The following is an 18773-nucleotide window of genomic DNA, read 5'->3' on the forward strand; positions in this document are numbered from 1 at the left end:
CGTCGATGGCGGATCAGCAGCCGGTCGCCGATGGTTTCGTCTACGCCTCGCTGGACCAGCTGATGCTGCTGGAACATCGCGTGCGCGGCCTGAGCTTCCTGTCGCGGCAACCGTTGTCCAGCATCCTTTCCGGCAGCCACGCGGCGCGCCTGCGCGGCCGGGGGCTGAGCTTTGACGAGCTGCGCCAGTACAACCCTGGCGACGACCTGCGTCATCTGGACTGGCGTGCCTCGCTGCGTTACGGCAAGCCCTTCGTGCGCAGCTATACCGAGGAGCGCGACCGTCCCACGCTGCTGCTGGTGGACCAGCGCATGAGCATGTATTTCGGCTCCAAGCGCAGCTTCAAGTCCGTGACCGCCGCGGAGATTGCCGCGCTTGGCGCCTGGATGGCCCTGCAGGCGGGTGACCGGGTCGGTGGCCTGGTGTTCGGCGACCGCCAGATCGAGTACATCCGCCCCTTGCGCAGCCGGGCCAGAGTCGAGGCGCTGTGTGCGGCCGTCGTGCGGCACAACCATGCACTGCAAGCCACCCGCAGCGACGACGATGCACCCGGCCAGCTCGACCGGGCGCTGCGCCAATGCCTGGGGGTAGCGGGGCACGACAGCCTGGTGGTGATCATCAGCGACTTTGCCGGCGTGACCGACCAGACGCTGCAGCTGTTGCGGCAGCTGAGCTCGCATAACGACGTGCTGGCCTTGCAGGTATTCGATCCGCTTGCCCTGCGCCTGCCGGACCGCGGCCGCGTGACCGTGACCCAGGGCGAGCTGCAGGTGGAACTGGAGGTTGGCCGGCGGCAGGTGCACCGGCCGCTGGGCGAGTTCCTATCCGGCCGCCTGAAGGACGTGGCGACCCTGCTGCGCCGCAGCCAGGTGCCCTTGATGATGTTCAGCAGCGGCCGCGACAGCCTGGAGCAACTGCGCGGCGAGCTGGGGCGCCTGGCCCGATGAGCACTCCGCGCATCGACCAGCTCCAGGAACTGCCGCCGCCACCGACGCTGGTCAGCTACTGGCCGCAGACCTGGGCCTGGGCGGCACTTGCCCTGCTGCTCGTGGCGGCCTTGGCCGTGTGGGCGCTATGGCGCTACCGGCGATGGCGGCGCGACCGCTATCGGCGCGAGGCGCTGCTGCTCCTGGATGATCTGGGCGAGGCCCTGGCGGACCCACAGCGTCGTCTTGCCGCGCTGCGCCAGCTGCCTTCGCTGCTCAAGCGTGTGGCGTTGTCGATGCCCGGTGGCGAAGCCACGGCGGCGCTGGGTGGCCGCGCCTGGCGCAGCTATCTGCAAGGCCGCAGCCCGGCGCAGCTGCCGGCCGATCTGGATCAGCGGCTGGCCATGCTGGCCTATGCGCCGGATGAGCGCGTCCAGGCACTGGGTGAGCAGGAGGCGCAGGCCCTGCTGGCGGTCTGCCGGGAATGGATCGAGGTGCACCATGTGGCAGTTTGACCTGCCCTGGCTGCTGCTCCTGCTGCCGTTGCCCTGGCTCGCCTGGCGCTACCTGCCGGCCTACCGGGAATCGCGCAGCGCCTTGCGGGTGCCGTTCTTCGCCGCCATGAGCCGCGCCGTGGGACAGGAACCCAGCCGCGGCGGAGCCGCCGGCGGGCGCTGGCAACTCCCGCTGAACCTGCTGGTGTGGGGACTGGTGCTGGTGGCGTGCGCGCGTCCGGTGCTGGTGGAGAAACCCATCGAGCGGGTGCGGCCGATCCGCGACCTGATGCTGGCCATCGATATCTCGCAGTCCATGGAGACCAACGATTACCTCGATGCCGGTGGCCAGCGGGTGGACCGCCTGAGCATCGTCAAGGACGTGGTGCGCGACTTCATCGGCGAGCGCAAGGATGACCGTATCGGCCTGATCGTCTTCGGTACCGGCGCCTTCGCCCAGGCGCCGCCGACGCAGGACCACGCCAGCCTGCTGATGTTGCTGGACGAAGTCGGCATCGGCATGGCGGGGCCGAACACCGCCCTGGGCGATGCCATCGGCCTGACGCTCAAGCTGCTCAAGGACGCGCCGGAGCAGGAAAAGGTGCTGATCCTGCTCACCGACGGCAACGACACCGCCAGCGCCATCACGCCCAGCCACGCGGCGGCCATGGCCCATGAGCGCGGTGTGGTGGTGCACACCATCGGCATTGGCGACCCCGCGGCCAGCGGCGAGTCGAAGGTGGACCTGAAGACGTTGCAGTATATCGCCCACAGCACCGGCGGGCGCTACTTCCGAGCCGGCGACCGCGAGGCGTTGAAGGCCGTCTACGTGACGCTGGACCAGATCACGCCGCACCAGGTGAAGACCCTCAGCCACCAGCCCAAGCTCGACCTGTTCTGGGTGCCGCTTGGCGCTGCATTGACGCTGCTGGTGCTGTCGCACCTGTTGGCGGCCATCGCCGGACGATTGGCCGTGCCAGGCGATTCGCGCGCCAACCGGGAAGTGGAGGGCTGATGGACATCGACCTCAGTGCCTTTCATTTCCTGCGGCCGTGGTGGTTGCTGCTCCTGCTGCCGGGAGTGCTGCTGCCGCTGCTGTGGAGCCGGCGTCACGATCTGGCCCGCCGCCTCGACGGCATCATTGCACCCCATCTGCTGGCGCACCTGGTGATCACGCCCACCGAACGCCAGCGTGTGCGCCCGGTACAGCTGCTCGGCGCCGTGCTGGTGCTAGGCGGCGTGGCGGCGGCCGGGCCGACCTGGGAGCAGGACCGCCCGGCCTTTCTGGAGAATCGTGCGCCGCTGATCCTGGCGGTGGACCTGTCGCCCTCCATGGCCGCCAGCGATGTTCCGCCGTCACGCATCGAGGCGGTGAAGCACAAGCTCCACGACCTCATCGTGCGGCGGCCGGGCAGCCCGACGGCGCTTATCGCCTATGCCGGCAGCGCACACCTGGTGCTGCCCGCCACCGACGATGGCGGCTTGCTCGACAGCTTCCTGCAGGCGCTGTCCCCCGGCCTTATCCAGCGCAGCGGCAAGGACGCGCTGGGTGCCATCGAGATCGCCAAGCGACTCCTGGCGGCCGAGCAGTCGCCGGGTACCCTGGTATTGCTGACCGATGGCGCCGACCAGCAGCAGTTCGACGCCATCGACAAAGCCCTGCGCGGCAGTGATCTGCAAGTGCTGGTGCTCGCCGTAGGTAGCCAGGATGGCGGCTTGCTCGACGGTGGCCAGCAGGACGCCGCCGGCCGCCCCTTGTTGGCCAGCTTCGACTCGGACGCCTTGAAGGGCCTCGCGGAGGCGGCGGATGCGCCACTGGGCAGCCTGACCCTGGGGGATGACGACCTGGACTGGATCGAATTGCACGCCCAGCAACATTTCCAGGCGGCCCAGGGGGACGAGCAGCAATTGCACTGGAAGGACGCCGGATACTGGCTGTGCTGGCCGCTTTTGCTGCTCGCGCTGCTGAGCGTGCGCAAGGGCTGGAAGGTGCACTGGATGAGCGCACTGTTGCTCGCCGTCGGGCTGAGTGGTGCCCCGGAACCGGCGCGTGCCGGTGCGCTGGCCGATGCCTTTTTTACGGCGGACCAGCAGGGGCGCTGGGCTTTCGAACACGGCCATTATCCGCAGGCGGCTGCGCATTTCCGTGATCCATTCTGGAGGGGGCTGGCTGCTTATCGTGCCGCAGACTACCCGCTGGCCCTGAGCAGTTTCGCCCGGCTGGATTCGTCCGAGGCGTACTTCTACCTGGGCAATACCTATGTGCGCCTGTCGAAGTTCGATCAGGCCATCGACGCTTATCGTCAGGCGCTGCAGCGCCAGGCGGACTTTCCAGCCGCCACCGCCAACCTCGCCCTGGCGCTGGCCCTGCAGAAGGACCGCGAAGACCAGCAGGAAGCCGGCCCGCCCGACGAGAAGCCCGACCAGGAGGTCTTCGACAACACCGCCGGCAAGGGCAAGAGCGTGCCCCGCGCACGCGCCAAGGCCGACTCGGACGAGCAGTGGCTGAACAACCTGAGCACCTCGCCGGCACAGTTCCTGCGCCGCAAGTTCCTGCTGCAGGACGCCGCAGTGGGGACAGGGTCATGACGCGCGCGCTGCTGCTGTTGCTGTTGTGCTGGCCGTGGCTGGGCTTCGCCGCCGAGCCGGAGGTGAAGGTCCGTACCCAGTTGCTGCCGGGCGATTCGGTGCTGGTCGGTGGGACGCTCACGTTGCAGGTCGATCTGCTGGTGGACACCTGGTTCGCCCAGCCGCCGCAACTGCCCGCGCTGAAGGTCGCCGGCGCGGTGGTCTCCGAGCCGAGCAGCGAGGCTGCCCATCTCAACGAGAAGATCGCCGGGAAGCCGTTCTTCGGCCTGCGCTACGGCTACCAGATAACCCCGCAGAATGTCGGGGAATTCACGCTGCCTGCGCTGGATATCCAGGTGCAGCCAGGGCAGGGCAGCGGTCCGCTGAAGATCACCAGCCAGCCGCTGCACTTCACCGCCAAGGCCCCCGCTGGCGTTGCTGCCGACGGCGGTCAGCGCCTGGTCGCCAGCCAGGTGCAGATGACCCAGCAGCTCAAGGCTTCCCGCGAGCTACTGCGGGTGGGCGACAGCGTGACCCGCAGCCTGCACATCACCGCCGAAAACGCCCAGGCCATGCTGATCCCCGCACCGGACTTCGCCGAGGTGAAGGGGCTGCGCCGCTACGTGCAGTCCCCGACGGTGCAGGCCTTGAGCGATGGGCGTGGCGGCAGCAGCGGCGGTGAGCGCATGGATGCGGCCACCTACGTGGTCAGCCAGGCCGGCGATTTCCAGCTGCCGCCCATCGAGTTGCACTGGTGGGCGGCGGACAGCGGGGAACAACGTACTGTTTCGGTCCCTGCGCTGGAGCTGTCGGCCCAGGCTGCGGCCGTCTACAAGGCGCCTTTCTCCATCAGCGATGACCTGCGCGAGCTGGGGCGCCATGCCCAATTGCGTATCGCCCGTCACTGGTTGCTGCTGGCCGTGTTACTGGCGGTTCTGGTGGGCGCGGGTTACGCCGCGCATGCGTGGGGCGCGCCGTTGCGTACCGGCGTGATGAATGCCATCGAACGCCGCCGCCAGGCATGGCGCGAGTCGCCTGGCTACGCCTGGCGCCAGGTTCGCTCCCAGCTCAAGGGCGACCCGCCGCAGCTCGGTGCGCTGTACCTGTGGCTGCGGCGGACAACCGGAGGTCGTGAATTAAGCACGGCAGTGCCTGATGGTTCCGTCAAACCCGGCAATTCTTTGCTAGCGTTTCTCAGGGCCCGTTACGGCCGGGCCGATGCGCAGGTGCGTAGCGCTCCCGCCCAACTGATACAGGCGTTGCCGGAAATCCACCGGGAGATGGGCCGCGGCAAGCCGGCGAGCCTGCCGGCCCATGCCCTCAAACCTTTGAATCCGTGATCCAGGGATGTGACATGCCTTCGTACCTTGCGCGACCGATTGCCCGCTGGATGCTCCTGCTGCTCTGCCTGCCGCTGCTGGTTCAGGCGGCGGACGAGTTGCCATCGTGGAACGAAGGACCCTCGCGGCAGGCGATCATCGAATTCGTCGAGGCCGTGACCCACGAGGGCGGCAAGGACTTCGTGCCGCCGGCCGAGCGCATCGCCGTGTTCGATAACGACGGTACGCTGTGGAGCGAGCAGCCGATGTACTTCCAGGTGCTCTTCGCCCTGGACGAGGTGAAGCGGCAGGCGCCGCAGCATCCGGAGTGGAAGCAGAAGCAGCCGTTCAAGGCGGTGCTCGAGGGCGACCAGAAGACCCTCGCCGCCAGCGGCATGAACGGCATCCTGGAGATAGTCGCCGCCACCCATTCGGGGATGAGCACCGAAGATTTCATCGCCAACGCCCGCCGCTGGCTCGCCAGCGCCAAGCACCCGCGCAGCCAGCGGCCCTACACCGAGATGGTGTTCCAGCCGATGCTGGAGCTGCTGGGCTACCTGCGGGCCAACGGCTTCAAGACCTACATCGTCTCCGGTGGCGAAGTGGCGTTCATGCGCGCCTTCGCCGAAGAGGTCTACGGCATTGCGCCGGAGCAGGTGATCGGCACCACCCTGGGCAGCCGCTTCGAGGACCGCGACGGCAAGTTGTCGATCCAGCGCCTGCCCAAGCTGGTGCACAACGACGACGGCCCCGGCAAGCCGGAGAGCATCGACAGCATCATCGGCCGCCGGCCGATCCTGGCCTTCGGCAACTCCGACGGCGACCTGCAGATGCTGCAGTGGACGACCGCCGGCAAGGGTCTACGCTTTGCCGGCCTGGTGCACCACACCGATGCCCGGCGGGAGTGGGCCTATGACCGGGAGAGCAAGGTCGGGCGCCTGGACAAGGCGCTCGATGAGGCGAAGAGCAAGGACTGGGTGGTAGTGGACATGGCAAAGGAGTGGAAGCGGATCTACCCGTTTGATCAGTAAGACCAACAAGTGAAACCGCAGGGGCATGGGGATCTCCAGTCGAGCAGTCGGTATCTCCAGTGACGCAGTCGTGGCAAACGATGAGTAACTGGAATGGAGAGACAACAATGAAGCGCACGGGAAGATGGTTATCGCAGTTCGCCCTCGCGGCGACCGCGATAGTGGGGTGCACGGTTGCCAGCGCTGCTGACAAGCCGAACATCCTGGTGATCTTCGGCGACGATATCGGCCAGACCAATATCAGCGCCTATTCGTTCGGCGTGGTCGGCTACCAGACGCCGAACATCGATCGCATCGCCAAGGAAGGCATGATGTTCACCGACTACTATGCGGAGAACAGCTGCACCGCGGGGCGTTCGACTTTCATCACCGGGCAGACGATCCTGCGTACCGGGCTGTCGAAGGTTGGCATGCCGGGGGTGCCGGTGGGGCTGCAGGACCGCGATGTCACCATCGCCCAGGCGCTCAAGGCCCACGGCTATGCCACCGGCCAGTTCGGCAAGAACCACCTGGGCGACCGCGACGAATACCTACCTACCAAGCATGGCTTCGACGAGTTCTTCGGCAACCTCTACCACCTCAACGCCGAGGAAGAGCCCGAGCGCCCGTACTGGCCCAAGGATGACGAGGCCTTCACCAAGGCCGCGACGCCCCGTGGCGTACTCAAGGCTACTGCCGACGGCAAGATCGAGGATACCGGTGCGCTGAACAGCAAGCGCATGGAAACCATCGACGATGACACCACCCAGGCTGCGATCAACTTCATGGACAAGCAGGTGAAGGCGGACAAGCCGTTCTTCGTCTGGATGAATACCACGCGCATGCATGCCTTCACCCACGTGCGTGATTCGATGAAGGGCCAGAGCGGTATGGCAGGCAACGATTACGCCGATGGCATGATCGAGCACGACGGCGACGTCGGCAAACTGCTCAAGGCGGTGGATGACCTGAAGATCGCCGACAACACCATCGTCATCTACACCACCGACAACGGGCCGAACCAGTGGTCCTGGCCGGACGCGGCGACGACCCCGTTCCGCAACGAGAAGAACTCCAACTGGGAAGGTGCCTACCGTGTGCCAGCGATGATCCGCTGGCCGAACCACGTCAAGCCGGGCAGCGTTTCCACCCAGATGTTCTCCGGGCTGGACTGGTTCCCGACGCTGCTGGCCGCCATCGGTGACACCGACATCAAGGACCGCCTGCTCAAGGGCGCCGATATTGGGGGCAAGAACTTCAAGGTGCACCTCGACGGCTACAACCAGCTGGACTACCTGACCGGCAAGACCGACAAGGGTGCGCGCAAGGAGTTCTACTACTTCAACGACGATGCCGAGCTGGTGGGCATGCGCTTCGAGGACTGGAAGATCGTCTGGTGCGAACAACGCGCACCGGGCGGGCTGAAGGTCTGGAGCGAGCCGTTCACCTGCCTGCGGGTGCCCAAGCTGTTCAACCTGCGCATGGACCCCTACGAGCGGGCGGACGTGGTATCGGACCAGTACTACGACTGGCTGACCAAGAACGACTACCTGCTGTTCCAGGGCACGCAGAAGGCGGCGAAGTTCCTCCAGACCTTCGTCGACTACCCGCCGAGCCAGCGCCCGGCCAGCTTCAGCATCGATCAGATTCGCAAGGATGTGGACGCGAAGATCGACGCGAAGATGAAGCAGGGCAGCAAGTAGTGATCCACGCATTGGGCAGCGCTCCGGCATTGCCCACCTCAATCCCCGCGACAGCACAGCTGTCGCGGGGATTCTTCTGTTCGACAAGGTTGTCCCGATGCCGTCACCTGCCAGTTCGTCGACCATGAATGCTCGCCCCGCCAGACAGGCCGCCATTGGGGTTCCGCGCCGGCTGGCCATGTGGATGCCGGCTCTGCTGCTGTTTGCTTCCGGCGGTGCGGCGCTGGTGTTCCAGGTGCTGTGGGTGAAGCAGTTGTCGCTGGTGGTCGGTGTGGAGGTGTACGCCGTGACCACGGCGATCAGCGCCTTCTTCGCCGGCCTGGCGCTGGGAGGACTGGCTTTCGGGCGGCTCGCCGATCGGCTGGCGCGGCCTTTGCGTCTCTATGCAGCGCTGGAGGTCCTGGTGGCGCTGCTGGCCGTCGCGTCTACCGTGGCGCTGGCCAATGCCGCCAGCGCCTTCGCGTTTCTGGAGGAAGCCTTCGGCATCCTGGCCTGGGCGCTGCCGTTGGTGCTGGTGGGCGTGCCGGCATTCTTCATGGGCGGCACGCTGCCGGTGCTGGTGCGCGCCGTGGAGCCCGCCGATGGGCAGATGGGCCGCGCGGGCGGCAGTTTGTACGCCGCCAATACCGCCGGCGCCATCGCCGGCACGCTGATGGCGGCGTTCGTCTTCCTGCCGATGCTTGGCGTGTTGGCGAGCGCCTTTGCGGCAGCCGTGTTCAATCTGATCGCTGCCGCAGGCGCGCTGACGCTGCGGCGCGAGCCCGCCACGCCAGTGATCGCAGGTGAATCGCTGGCCGCTCCGCGCGGCAAGGCGGCGCGCCTGGCCATCGCCCTTTACTGCGTGGCGGGTGGCGTCGCGCTGGGTTACGAGGTGGTCTGGACGCAATCCATCGTCCAGTTCATGAGCACCCGTACCTTTGCCTTCGCCGTGGTGCTGGCCACCTATCTTTGCGGCCTGGTGCTGGGCAGCGCCCTGTATGCCCGGCGCGCGGACCGCCTTCGCGACCCCTGGGGCCTGTTCGGCCTGCTCATCGCGGCGGCCGGGTTGCTGGCCATCCTGCAGGTCGCCGGGCTGGGTACCTGGCTGGTCGGCCTGCAGACCCGCGCAGAATGGCTGGTGCTGCAGGCCGGTGGCAGCGAACTGGCGGGCATGTGCGCGCGCTTCGCCGTGGCCGCGCTGTGCGTGGTGTTCCTGCCGACCACCCTGCTGGGGGCGGCGTTCCCCATCGCCCTGCGCTTGGCGGTGGACCAGCAGCACGTGGGGCGCGATGTGGGCATGGTGGTGGCGCTCAATACCCTGGGCGGCATCGTCGGCGTGATGCTGACGGGGTTCGTCCTGGTGCCGGGGATCGGCCTGGTGCGTACCCTGGCGGTCCTCGGAGCTTTGGCTGCGCTCATCGGCCTGCTGGCAGTCTGGCGGGGGGAGGGCGTGGGCAAGGTCCCGCGCATTGGCGTCGCCATGGTCGCGGTCCTGACACTGGCCATCGGCGCAGTGACGCCAGCGCAGCATCTGGCGCAGCTGATGCCGGGGACGCGCAACGGTCAGATCAGCTTCTATGCCGAGGGCCGCGGCGGCACGGTGGCGGTGATCGAGCAGGGCCGGGGCGACAACCGCTTCAGCCGTCTCTACATCCAGGGCGTTTCCAACACCGGCGATGCCATGCCGTCGCTGCGCTACATGCGACTGCAAGCGCTGTTGCCGCTACTGATCCATAACGGCGAGCCGCGTTCTGCGTTGGTCATCGGTTTCGGCACGGGCATTACCGCAGGCGCGATGCTGCGTTATCGCGACCTGCAGCACCCGGTGGTGGCCGAGTTGCTGCCCGAGGTACTGGCCGCCGCCCCGCGCTTCAAGGGCAACTTCGACGCGATCCACGACCCGCGCCTGGATATCCGCCTGCGCGATGGTCGGCGTGAGCTGCTGCGCAGCGCCGAACGCTACGACATGATCACGCTCGAACCGCCACCGCCCTCGGCTGCCGGGGTGGTCAACCTGTATTCGCGGGACTTCTATGAGCTGGCGGCGTCGCGGCTGGAGGAGGACGGCATAGTCGCCCAGTGGTTGCCGCTGCCGACGCAGAACGATGAGGAAAGCCGCTCGCTGGTGCGCAGCTTCATCGATGTCTTCCCCAATGCCACGCTCTGGACGACCGAGTTCCATGAAATGCTCCTGGTGGGCTCGCAGCAGCCTCTGCATCTGGACGTGACGACCATCCGCCAACGCTTCGAACAGCCCGATGTGGCCGCTGCGCTGGGAGAGGTGGGGATCGATTCGGTCGAAGCGCTGCTGGCCACCTGGGTGACCGACCGCGCGGGCCTTGAGCGCTATGCCGGCGATGCGTTGCCGGTCACCGACGACCAGCCGCGAATCGAATATGCGCCGTGGGTACGTTCCAAGGAAATCGCCCGTGTGCTGCCAACGCTGCTGGCCCTGCGCACGGCACCGCCACTGGAGAACGCCGTGCCATCGGTCCGCGCGTCAGTCGACGATTACTGGGCCCGGCTGCGGCGCTTCTACGATCTGAGCCTGCACGCGTACCGGGGCGACCGCCAGGCCTGGGCACGGGATGCGCGGCAGGTGGCGATCGATGACGGCGACAATCCCTATTACCGATGGTTCCTGGGCTCGCCTTGAGCGTCAGGCTCAGCCGGGTTCATGTGCCGTGCCGCCAGTTCCAGCGCGCCTCGGCCACCACGGCGCAGGCAAGCTAGTAGGGGCAGCCAGGGAATGTCGGTGACACGCACCGAGCCGGCCGGCACCATCCGCACTTCCCCGGCGGTGCCACCGGCAGGGCCGCCATCGGGCAGGTAGACCAGCAGCCAGTCGTCCCGAGTTTCCAGGATCAGCGCGAAACGAAACCCGACGTCCTCCCCCACCAGGCCGACCTTGGCGCCTTCCACTTCGTCCATTCCGGCGAAGCGCGCCGTGGCGTCCTTGAGCAACTGGTAACCCGGCAAGTTGCTCAGCAACCGGTCTTCCAGCGTGCGCAGCGAGGCCGCCGCGGCGCGGGTCCTTGCCAGCAACCCGGCGAGAAAGCACAGCAACAGGAGCAGAACGATGCAGGCCAGCGTTACCGAGGTGACACCCCAGGCGGTGAAGCCGGTGAATAGTGGCAGGATCTTCTGCACCGGTGGAGTGAGCAGGTGAATGGCCTTTTCGATCAGAATGAAGAGCAGCACCAGCGGCAGGATGAACAGCAGGCCACCGGCGATGGTGGTGCGGATGAACTTCAGCATTTCGACCTCCTTGGGGAAGCCGGCCGACGACAGCGCAACGCAGCCGGTGAATCGATGGCGGGCTCAGCCCGCCGTGACGGCGACGATGATCGGACCGCACACCGCCAGCAGTACGTTGGAAATGGCGTAGCACACCGTGAAGCCAATGACGGGTGTATTGCTGCCGGACTGCTCGATGATCTTGTTCATCGAGGCCGCTTCGGTCTGCGCGCCGGCCAGGGCGCCGAACAGGATCATCGGGTGCAGCCCCAGGACGTAGCGGCCGAAGTAGAGCGTCACCAGCGGCGGGATGATGGTCACCAGGGCGCCGGAGAGCAGCAGCGCCGCGCCCTGGCTCTGGATCGCGGCGATGGCGGCCGGGCCGGCCAGCAGCCCCACCACGGCGCCGAAGGCGGTCAGCCCGAACTCCGAGAAGGCCCACTGTGCGGCCGGGGGCAGGGCGCCCACTTCGGGATGCCGCGAGTTGTACCAGCCGATCAGCAGGCCGGCGAGCAGCATGCCGCCACCGATACCCAGCTCCACCGGAATCATGCCGATGTGGGTGGAGAGCATGCCGACCAGCGACCCCACGACCATGCCCAGGGTATGGATGGCGATATCGCTCTTGTAGTCGCTCGCCCGGATGCGGCCGATCTGCGCTGCCAGTGCCTCGACGCTGGCCGTGCGGCCGACCAGGGTGATGACGTCGCCACGGCGTAGCACGGTGTCGGGCAGCAGCGGCAGCTCCAGGCCTTGCCGGGTGATGGAGCGGATGTAGCAGCCCATTCGGTCGGCGCCGACCAGCAGCGTCTTGATCTGGTGGATTGTCTTGCCGGCCAGCCGGGGCGAGGTCAGGACGATATCGGCATCGCGGGTGGCGAAGGACATGCTGTCGGGGTTGTCGATTTCCGGGCCGATCCAGTCGTTGAGGTCGGCCACCGCTTCGCGCAGGGCGTAGACGCCGAGGATGTCGCCGCTCTCCAGGCGCAATTGCGGGTCGCGCTCGAGAATCTGACCGCCACGGATGACCCGCTCCACGCTCAGCGCGGCGTGCCGCGCCTCGACATCGGCGATGCGCTGGCCGATCGCTGCCGCCGACTGGGCACGATGGGCACGGACGACGATGCGGGTGTAGGGAATGCTGATGGCGTTCTCTTCGCGCTCGATGCCCAGCTCCCGCTCCAGCTCGCGTGCGCTCTGGCGCAGGTCGACGCGCAGCAGCTTCGGCGCGATGCTGCCGACGAAGACGATCAGGCCGATGGTGCCGAACAGATAGGTGATGGCGTAGGCCACCGCCATGTGGCTGTTGAGCTGGCTCTTGGCGGCATCGTCGATGGCCAGCTGGGAAATGGCGCTGCTGGCGGTGCCCATGATCGCCGTGTCGGTCAGCGCTCCCGCGCCCAGGCCGGCGGTGAAGCCGGCGTCGAAGTGGAACAGGTGATACAGGCCGAGGATGACGCCCAGGGCAGTGGCGCAGAGCACCACGGAAAGCACCACCAGCTTCAGGGTGCCGCGATTGAGGCTGCCGAAGAACTCCGGGCCGCTCTTGAAACCGACGGTATAGATGAACAGCGCGAAGAACACCGACTTCAGCTCATGGGGCACTTCCAGGCCGATCTGCCCGATCAGCAGGCCCATCAGCAGCGCGCCGGCGACCGAGCCCAGGTGAAAGCTGCCGATCTGTATCCGCCCCAGCAGAACCCCCAGGGAGATCGCCAGGAACACTGCGATCTCGGGGTTGGCGCGCAAGGCGTGGAGGAAAAAATCGAGCATCGACGCGGCTCCCTGTCGAAGTGGCGTCCGTGCAGTATGGACGGTGAATGCCGAGCTGCCGTTATGCAGCGGAGTGTGGAACGACTTTCTCTTTAGTGCGTTTTCGCCGCGCGACCCCCACCATCGAAAAACCTCGACTAGTCTTGTGCAGACTTCATGCGGATCGCTCCAGAGCCTGTGCCCAGGCTCTCGTCGTGGATAGCGATTTCCCTGGCCGGCGCCGTGCGCCGGCTCACCACGAGAGCGCCCATGGCAGCAGCCAGCGACCTGATCATCTGTGAGTACTGCGATGCGGTGTACGAACGCCAGCCGCTGCAGCGACACCAGCGTGCACTGTGCGTGCGCTGCGGCGGGGTACTGCATCGGCACAACGCAATGTCCGTGCAGCAACGCCTGGCGCTGGCGCTGACCGGCGCGGTGCTGCTGGCCTTCGCCAACAGCTACCCGGTGATGACCATCAGCATGCAGGGCCTGAGCAATTCGGCGACGTTGTGGGACGCGGTGATGATCCTGAGCAGCGGCCCCATCACCTTCATCGCACTGGTGACAGCGCTGGCCATCATCCTCGCGCCGGCGCTGCAGGTAACGCTGCTGATCTGGGTGCTCGGCTTCGCCCTGGCCGGGCGCCGCGCGCCGGCCTTCGCCGGGTGCATGCGCTGGCTGGAGTCGTTGCGCCCCTGGAGCATGCTGGAGGTCTGCCTGCTGGGCACCATGGTCGCGGTGATCAAGCTGGCCGGACTGCTCGATGTGATACCTGGTATCGGCCTGCTGGCGATGGCCGCCCTGAGCGTGTTGATCATCTACATCGCCGGCAAGGACATCCGCGATCTCTGGGAGCGGGTATGAACACGCCCCCGCTCGCCGCTCAGCTGAACCTGTGCCTTTGCCACGGCTGCGGCGCCGCCTGCGATACGCGCAGCGGCGGCCATCATTGCCAACGCTGTGGTGCCCCCCTGCACCCGCGCAAGGCCGATGCCATCACCCGCGGCTGGGCGTACCTGGTGGCGGCGCTGATCTTCTACGTGCCGGCCAACCTGTTGCCGGTCATGCATACCGAGATGCTCGGCCAGGGCATTGACAGCACCATCGGCGGCGGCGTGCTGGAGTTCTGGGAAAGCGGCGCCTGGGACATCGCGCTGATCATCTTCATTGCCAGTATCGGCGTGCCGGCGATCAAGTTCTTCTCCCTCGGGCTGCTGCTCTGGACTGCCCAGCGCCGCAGCAACTGGGCACGCCGGCAGCGTTCGCAGCTATACCGTTTCGTCGAGCTGATCGGCTACTGGTCGATGCTCGACGTGATGGTCGTCGCACTGGTGGCGGCCCTGGTGCAGATGCATGAACTGGGCACCATCGAGCCGCGCGCCGGCATCCTGTTCTTCGGCATGGTGGTGGTCCTCACCATGCTTTCCGCCATGAGTTTCGATCCACGACATATCTGGGACGACGGAGATCCGATCGATGGAGCAGGACACCCCTAAGCACGCCGCCCCCGGACAGCCGCAGGTACGCACGCGGCGCTGGAATGTATCGCTGGTCTGGATCGTGCCGATCGTGGCGCTGCTGGTGGGCGCTTCGCTCATCGTGCGCAACTGGATGGAGCAGGGGCCGACCATCGAGATCTCCTTCCGCACGGGGGAGGGCCTGGTCGCGCACAAGACCCAGGTGAAGTACCGCAGCGTGGTGATCGGCGAGGTCGAAGGCGTCGAGCTGGCCAAGGACAAGAAGAGCGTCACCGCCAGCGTCAAGCTGAACAAGGAGGCCGAATCCTTCGCCACCGAGGGGGCGAAATTCTGGGTCGTGCGGCCACGCATCGGCGCTGGCGGCGTGACCGGCGTCGACACGCTGTTGTCGGGCAATTTCATCGGTGCCGACGCCGGTGAATCGAGTGCGCCGAAGAAGCGCTTCACCGGCCTGGAGCTGCCGCCGCCGATCACCTACGGGGAGAAGGGCAAGAGCTTCGTCCTGCGCGCCGACGACCTGGGCTCGCTGGATATCGGCTCGCCCATCTACTACCGCAAGATTCCGGTGGGCCAGGTGACTTCCTACGCCTTGCGCAGCGATGGCAAGGGCGTGGACCTGGGCATCTTCATCGAGTCGCCCAACGACGCTTTCGTGACCCAGAACACAAGGTTCTGGAATGCCAGTGGCGTCGACGTCAACGTCAGCGCCAACGGCCTGAAGGTGAATACCGAATCGCTGTCCGCGCTGCTGGTCGGCGGGCTGGCCTTCGGCACGCCCGAGGGCAGCGAGGAAACGGCCGCCGCCCAGGACAACGAAGCCTTCGACCTCTACGTCGACCGCGACAATGCCCTGGCTCCGCCCACCGGCCTGCCGCAGTACCTGCGCCTGCGCTTCGACCAGTCGATGCGCGGCCTGAGCGTGGGCGCGCCCGTGGAGTTCATGGGTGTCGAGTTCGGCAAGGTCACCAACATCCAGCTGGACTACGACGAGAAGCTGCAGATTTTCCCGGTGGTGGTCGATGCGGTGATCTACCCGCAGCGTCTGGGGCCCGTGCACCAGAAGATGCTCAAGGTCTTCAACAGCAGCGTGGGCGACCAGGGCGGCGTCACCCGCGTGATCGGCAGCTTCGTCGAGCACGGCATGCGTGCCCAGGCGCGCAGCGGCAACCTGCTGACCGGGCAGCTGTACATCTCGCTGGACTTCTATCCCGACGCCAAGCCGGTGGCCTTCGATGCCAGCGCGCGGCCGCTGCGCATCCCGACGGTGCCCAGCAGCCTGGCGAAACTCCAGGAACAGTTGCAGGCGGTGGTCGACCGCATCGGCAAGCTGCCGCTGGAGCGCATCGCCAACAACCTCGACGGCAACCTGCGCGAGTTGCAGGGCAGCCTCAAGCAGTTCAATACGCAGACGTTGCCGGGCGTCACCCGGACGCTCGATGAGGTGCGCACCACGCTCGCCACGGCCAACTCGGCGCTGGGCGAGAACTCGCCGCAACGGGAAAAGCTCAGCGACACCCTGGATGAGCTGGACCGCATGTCGCGCTCGTTGCGTGACCTGTCCGACTACCTCGGTCGCCACCCGGAATCCTTGATCCGTGGTCGTCCGAAGAACGCCAACGCCGACAACCTGCGGCCCTGATTCGCGTACAAGGAGAGACTTCAGATGCCGAAGCTGCCCATGCTGCTCCTGGCCGCACTGTTCCCCGTGTTGTCGGGCTGCAGCAGCGCTCCGATCCACTACCACACGCTGGTTCCCGCACAGCCGGGCAGCCCCGCCAGCGGCCAGGTACGCGTCGAACGGGTGGAGATGCCGCCGCAGGTCGATCGCTCGCAGATTGTCGTCCGCCAGGGCGGCAGCGGGCTGTCGATCCTGGAAACCGAGTGGTGGGGCGCCAACCTGGTGGACGAGTTCCGCAATGCCCTGGAGGACCAGCTCGGCGCTCCGGGGCCAGGCGCTGCATTGCTGCGCGTGGAAGTGCAGCGCTTCGATTCGGTGCCGGGCCAGTACGCGTTGCTCGATGCCCGTTGGCGCCTGCAGCGGCCCGGCTCGAACAAACCGCTGAGCTGCCGTAGCAGCCTGCAGACGGCGGCCAACGGTACCGTGGACGGGCTGGTGGTCGCGCACCAGGCCAATGTGCGCAAGTTCGCCGAACTGGTGGCGCAAGCGAACGCCAGCGGCGGCACGCGTTGTCCTTGATGTTCGGGGCAGGGTGCCAACCGAATCTTTACGAGTACTGAACGCGATACCCTTGGACCGGCGTGCCGCCACGCACGCCGGGGCTTGCAGGTTGGTGCGCGCGATGTCGTTGCACAGGAGAAACCTTCCCGATGAGCTCATCCGGCAAGCCAAGGACAACCCTGAACCCTCCGGTCTTCTATACCAGCGCGGCGCTGATCCTGCTGCTGGTGCTCTACGCCGTGCTCTTCAAGAGCCAGGCCCAGACGCAGTTCGAACACATCCAGCAGTGGATCTTCACCAACGCCAGCTGGTTCTACATCCTCGCGGTGGCGCTGATCCTGATCAGCGTGGTGTTCCTCGCGGTCAGTCGCTACGGCGACATCAAGCTCGGGCCCGATCACAGCGAGCCCGAGTATCGCAGCAGCAGCTGGTTCGCCATGCTGTTCTCCGCCGGCATGGGCATCGGCCTGATGTTCTTCGGCGTGGCCGAACCGGTGATGCACTTCACCAGCCCGCCGGTAGGCGAGGCGGGCACGGTCACCGCGGCTCGCGAAGCGATGAAGATCACCTTCTTCCACTGGGGCCTGCATGCCTGGGCGATCTACGCCATCGTCGGGCTGATCCTGGCCTACTTCAGCTTCCGCAAGGGCCTGCCGCTGACATTGCGCTCGGCGCTGTATCCGCTGATCGGCGAGCGCATCTACGGCCCGATCGGCCATGCAGTGGACATCTTCGCCATCCTCGGCACGGTGTTCGGCGTCGCCACCTCACTGGGTTATGGCGTGCTGCAGATCAACAGTGGCTTCCACCACCTGTTCGGCCTGCCGGTGAATGCGACGGTGCAGATCATCCTCATCGCCGCGACCTGCGCCCTGGCGACACTCTCGGTGGCCAGCGGCCTGGACAGGGGCATCCGCATCCTTTCCGAGCTGAACCTGGCGCTGGCGGTGATCCTCATGCTGTTCGTGCTGCTGCTCGGCCCGACCGTGTTCCTGCTGCAGACCTACGTGCAGAACACCGGTGCCTACCTCTCGGACATCGTCAACAAGACCTTCAACCTCTATGCCTACGAGCCGACCGACTGGATTGGCGGCTGGACCCTGCTGTACTGGGGCTGGTGGCTGTCCTGGTCACCGTTCGTGGGGCTGTTCATCGCACGCATCTCGCGCGGGCGGACGATCCGCGAATTCGTCTGCGGCGTGCTCTTCGTCCCGGCCGGCTTCACCCTGCTGTGGATGACCGTGTTCGGCGATTCGGCGATCCACATGATCCTCAACGAGGGCGTGACCACCCTGGCGGCGGTTGTTGATCAGGACAGTTCCCTGGCGCTGTTCGCCTTCCTCGAGCACTTCCCGCTATCCAGCGTGGTGTCGATGGTGGCGGTGCTGATGGTGGTGGTGTTCTTCGTCACCTCGGCAGACTCCGGGGCGCTGGTGGTGGACATGCTCGCGTCCTCGGGGCACTCCCACTCGCCGTTGTGGCAGCGCATTTTCTGGTCGGTGAGCATTGGCGTGGTGGCGGTGGCATTGCTGCTGGCGAACGGGCTGAAGGCCCTGCAGACAGCGACCATCGCCAGTGCGTTGCCATTCTCGGCGATCCTGCTGGCGTCCATCTGGGGACTGTTCCGCGCGCTGCACCTGGATGCCACGCGGCGCGGCCTGCGCCACCAGTCGCTACCTGCGCCGCGGCATGCGCCACACCACGAAGGCGGTTGGCAACGGCGCCTGCGCAGTATTGCCATGCGCCCCCGGCGCGCCCACGTGACCCGCTTCATTGCCGAAGTCGTGCGGCCGGCTTGCGAGGAAGTGGCCGCCGAGTTGCGCAAGCAAGGCCATGACGTGCAGGTGCTGGAGCGCGAGGATGGCCGCGTGGCCCTGGAGCTGGTGCAGCCGGGGGAGGGCCATTTCCTCTATGAAGTCCGCCCGCGGGCCTTCACCAGCCCCAGCTTCGTTCTACTGGAGGAGGACGAGGGCACCGAGGCGCGCAAGTACTTCCGCGCCGAGGTTCACCTGCGCGAAGGCGGGCAGGATTACGACGTAATGGGGTGGAACCGCGACGATGTGATCTCCGACATCCTCGACCAGTACGAGCGGCACCTGCATTACCTCCATGTCGTGCGCTGAAC

General features: G+C 66.5%; 15 protein-coding genes. 13 read left to right on the top strand and 2 right to left on the bottom strand.

Going from position 1 to position 18773, the window contains the following annotated elements:
* Positions 1-5 precede the first annotated feature (5 nt).
* The 8 genes from PNI01S_RS06200 to PNI01S_RS06235 all read left to right on the top strand — a co-directional run bounded on the left by PNI01S_RS06200 (position 6) and on the right by PNI01S_RS06235 (position 10655).
* Positions 6-947 (top strand): DUF58 domain-containing protein, encoded by a 942-nt coding sequence (locus PNI01S_RS06200; protein WP_065084755.1) that lies wholly within the window; start codon positions 6-8, stop codon positions 945-947.
* Positions 944-1441, top strand: coding sequence for a DUF4381 domain-containing protein (locus tag PNI01S_RS06205; RefSeq protein ID WP_084357627.1), 498 nt, complete (start codon positions 944-946; stop codon positions 1439-1441). Before PNI01S_RS06200 ends, PNI01S_RS06205 begins: the two co-directional genes overlap by 4 nt.
* Entirely contained in the window at positions 1428-2435 is a 1008-nt protein-coding gene (locus PNI01S_RS06210) for a VWA domain-containing protein (protein WP_065084792.1), read from the top strand. Before PNI01S_RS06205 ends, PNI01S_RS06210 begins: the two co-directional genes overlap by 14 nt.
* A complete protein-coding gene (locus PNI01S_RS06215; RefSeq protein WP_065084756.1) occupies positions 2435-4009 on the top strand; it encodes a VWA domain-containing protein in 1575 nt (524 codons plus the stop codon). Before PNI01S_RS06210 ends, PNI01S_RS06215 begins: the two co-directional genes overlap by 1 nt.
* Positions 4006-5328, top strand: a complete 1323-nt coding sequence (locus tag PNI01S_RS06220; RefSeq protein ID WP_084357628.1) for a BatD family protein — start codon at positions 4006-4008, stop codon at positions 5326-5328. The genes PNI01S_RS06215 and PNI01S_RS06220 overlap by 4 nt, the downstream gene beginning before the upstream one ends.
* Positions 5329-5342: 14 nt before the next feature.
* Complete coding sequence (locus PNI01S_RS06225) at positions 5343-6338, top strand: HAD family hydrolase (protein WP_084357629.1); 996 nt, start codon at positions 5343-5345, stop codon at positions 6336-6338.
* A gap of 107 nt (positions 6339-6445) precedes the next feature.
* Positions 6446-8020, top strand: coding sequence for an arylsulfatase (locus PNI01S_RS06230; protein ID WP_084357630.1), 1575 nt, complete (start codon positions 6446-6448; stop codon positions 8018-8020).
* A 124-nt stretch (positions 8021-8144) separates the two neighbouring features.
* Positions 8145-10655, top strand: a complete 2511-nt coding sequence (locus PNI01S_RS06235) for a fused MFS/spermidine synthase (RefSeq protein ID WP_084357631.1) — start codon at positions 8145-8147, stop codon at positions 10653-10655.
* On the opposite strand, the gene PNI01S_RS06240 is transcribed toward PNI01S_RS06235, so the two are convergent.
* Both PNI01S_RS06240 and aspT read right to left on the bottom strand, forming a co-directional pair.
* Entirely contained in the window at positions 10628-11257 is a 630-nt protein-coding gene (locus tag PNI01S_RS06240; RefSeq protein ID WP_065084760.1) for a hypothetical protein, read from the bottom strand. The two genes, PNI01S_RS06235 and PNI01S_RS06240, sit on opposite strands and share 28 nt — an antisense overlap.
* Positions 11258-11320: 63 nt before the next feature.
* A complete protein-coding gene (aspT, locus tag PNI01S_RS06245; protein WP_084357632.1) occupies positions 11321-13009 on the bottom strand; it encodes an aspartate-alanine antiporter in 1689 nt (562 codons plus the stop codon).
* Between the two features lie 249 nt (positions 13010-13258).
* Between aspT and PNI01S_RS06250 the strand changes: the two genes are divergently transcribed.
* From PNI01S_RS06250 to PNI01S_RS06270, 5 genes are all read left to right on the top strand, one after another.
* On the top strand, positions 13259-13855 hold the full coding sequence (locus tag PNI01S_RS06250; RefSeq protein WP_084357633.1) for a paraquat-inducible protein A: 597 nt from the start codon (positions 13259-13261) through the stop codon (positions 13853-13855).
* Positions 13852-14487: a paraquat-inducible protein A gene (locus PNI01S_RS06255; RefSeq protein WP_024762437.1), complete on the top strand. Its 636-nt coding sequence runs from the start codon at positions 13852-13854 to the stop codon at positions 14485-14487. The genes PNI01S_RS06250 and PNI01S_RS06255 overlap by 4 nt, the downstream gene beginning before the upstream one ends.
* Positions 14468-16108 carry a PqiB family protein gene (locus tag PNI01S_RS06260; RefSeq protein ID WP_084357634.1) on the top strand — a complete coding sequence of 547 codons (1641 nt, stop codon included), beginning with the start codon at positions 14468-14470 and terminating at the stop codon, positions 16106-16108. The genes PNI01S_RS06255 and PNI01S_RS06260 overlap by 20 nt, the downstream gene beginning before the upstream one ends.
* A gap of 24 nt (positions 16109-16132) precedes the next feature.
* Positions 16133-16666 carry a PqiC family protein gene (locus PNI01S_RS06265; protein ID WP_024762435.1) on the top strand — a complete coding sequence of 178 codons (534 nt, stop codon included), beginning with the start codon at positions 16133-16135 and terminating at the stop codon, positions 16664-16666.
* 131 nt (positions 16667-16797) lie between these two features.
* Positions 16798-18771: a BCCT family transporter gene (locus PNI01S_RS06270; RefSeq protein ID WP_084357635.1), complete on the top strand. Its 1974-nt coding sequence runs from the start codon at positions 16798-16800 to the stop codon at positions 18769-18771.
* Positions 18772-18773 lie beyond the last annotated feature (2 nt).

It is taken from the genome of Pseudomonas nitroreducens NBRC 12694 (assembly GCF_002091755.1).
Classification (GTDB): Bacteria; Pseudomonadota; Gammaproteobacteria; order Pseudomonadales; family Pseudomonadaceae; genus Pseudomonas; species Pseudomonas nitroreducens.

Excerpts from the sequence above, each read along its gene's own strand:
- PNI01S_RS06250 (WP_084357633.1), top strand. The coding sequence starts at position 13,259 with ATGGCAGCAGCCAGCGACCTGATCATCTGTGAGTACTGCGATGCGGTG.
- PNI01S_RS06220 (WP_084357628.1), top strand. The coding sequence starts at position 4,006 with ATGACGCGCGCGCTGCTGCTGTTGCTGTTGTGCTGGCCGTGGCTGGGC.
- PNI01S_RS06200 (WP_065084755.1), top strand. The coding sequence starts at position 6 with ATGGCGGATCAGCAGCCGGTCGCCGATGGTTTCGTCTACGCCTCGCTG.
- PNI01S_RS06215 (WP_065084756.1), top strand. The coding sequence starts at position 2,435 with ATGGACATCGACCTCAGTGCCTTTCATTTCCTGCGGCCGTGGTGGTTG.
- aspT (WP_084357632.1), bottom strand. The coding sequence starts at position 13,009 with ATGCTCGATTTTTTCCTCCACGCCTTGCGCGCCAACCCCGAGATCGCA.
- PNI01S_RS06225 (WP_084357629.1), top strand. The coding sequence starts at position 5,343 with ATGCCTTCGTACCTTGCGCGACCGATTGCCCGCTGGATGCTCCTGCTG.
- PNI01S_RS06260 (WP_084357634.1), top strand. The coding sequence starts at position 14,468 with ATGGAGCAGGACACCCCTAAGCACGCCGCCCCCGGACAGCCGCAGGTA.
- PNI01S_RS06230 (WP_084357630.1), top strand. The coding sequence starts at position 6,446 with ATGAAGCGCACGGGAAGATGGTTATCGCAGTTCGCCCTCGCGGCGACC.
- PNI01S_RS06270 (WP_084357635.1), top strand. The coding sequence starts at position 16,798 with ATGAGCTCATCCGGCAAGCCAAGGACAACCCTGAACCCTCCGGTCTTC.
- PNI01S_RS06240 (WP_065084760.1), bottom strand. The coding sequence starts at position 11,257 with ATGCTGAAGTTCATCCGCACCACCATCGCCGGTGGCCTGCTGTTCATC.
- PNI01S_RS06265 (WP_024762435.1), top strand. The coding sequence starts at position 16,133 with ATGCCGAAGCTGCCCATGCTGCTCCTGGCCGCACTGTTCCCCGTGTTG.
- PNI01S_RS06210 (WP_065084792.1), top strand. The coding sequence starts at position 1,428 with ATGTGGCAGTTTGACCTGCCCTGGCTGCTGCTCCTGCTGCCGTTGCCC.
- PNI01S_RS06205 (WP_084357627.1), top strand. The coding sequence starts at position 944 with ATGAGCACTCCGCGCATCGACCAGCTCCAGGAACTGCCGCCGCCACCG.
- PNI01S_RS06235 (WP_084357631.1), top strand. The coding sequence starts at position 8,145 with ATGAATGCTCGCCCCGCCAGACAGGCCGCCATTGGGGTTCCGCGCCGG.
- PNI01S_RS06255 (WP_024762437.1), top strand. The coding sequence starts at position 13,852 with ATGAACACGCCCCCGCTCGCCGCTCAGCTGAACCTGTGCCTTTGCCAC.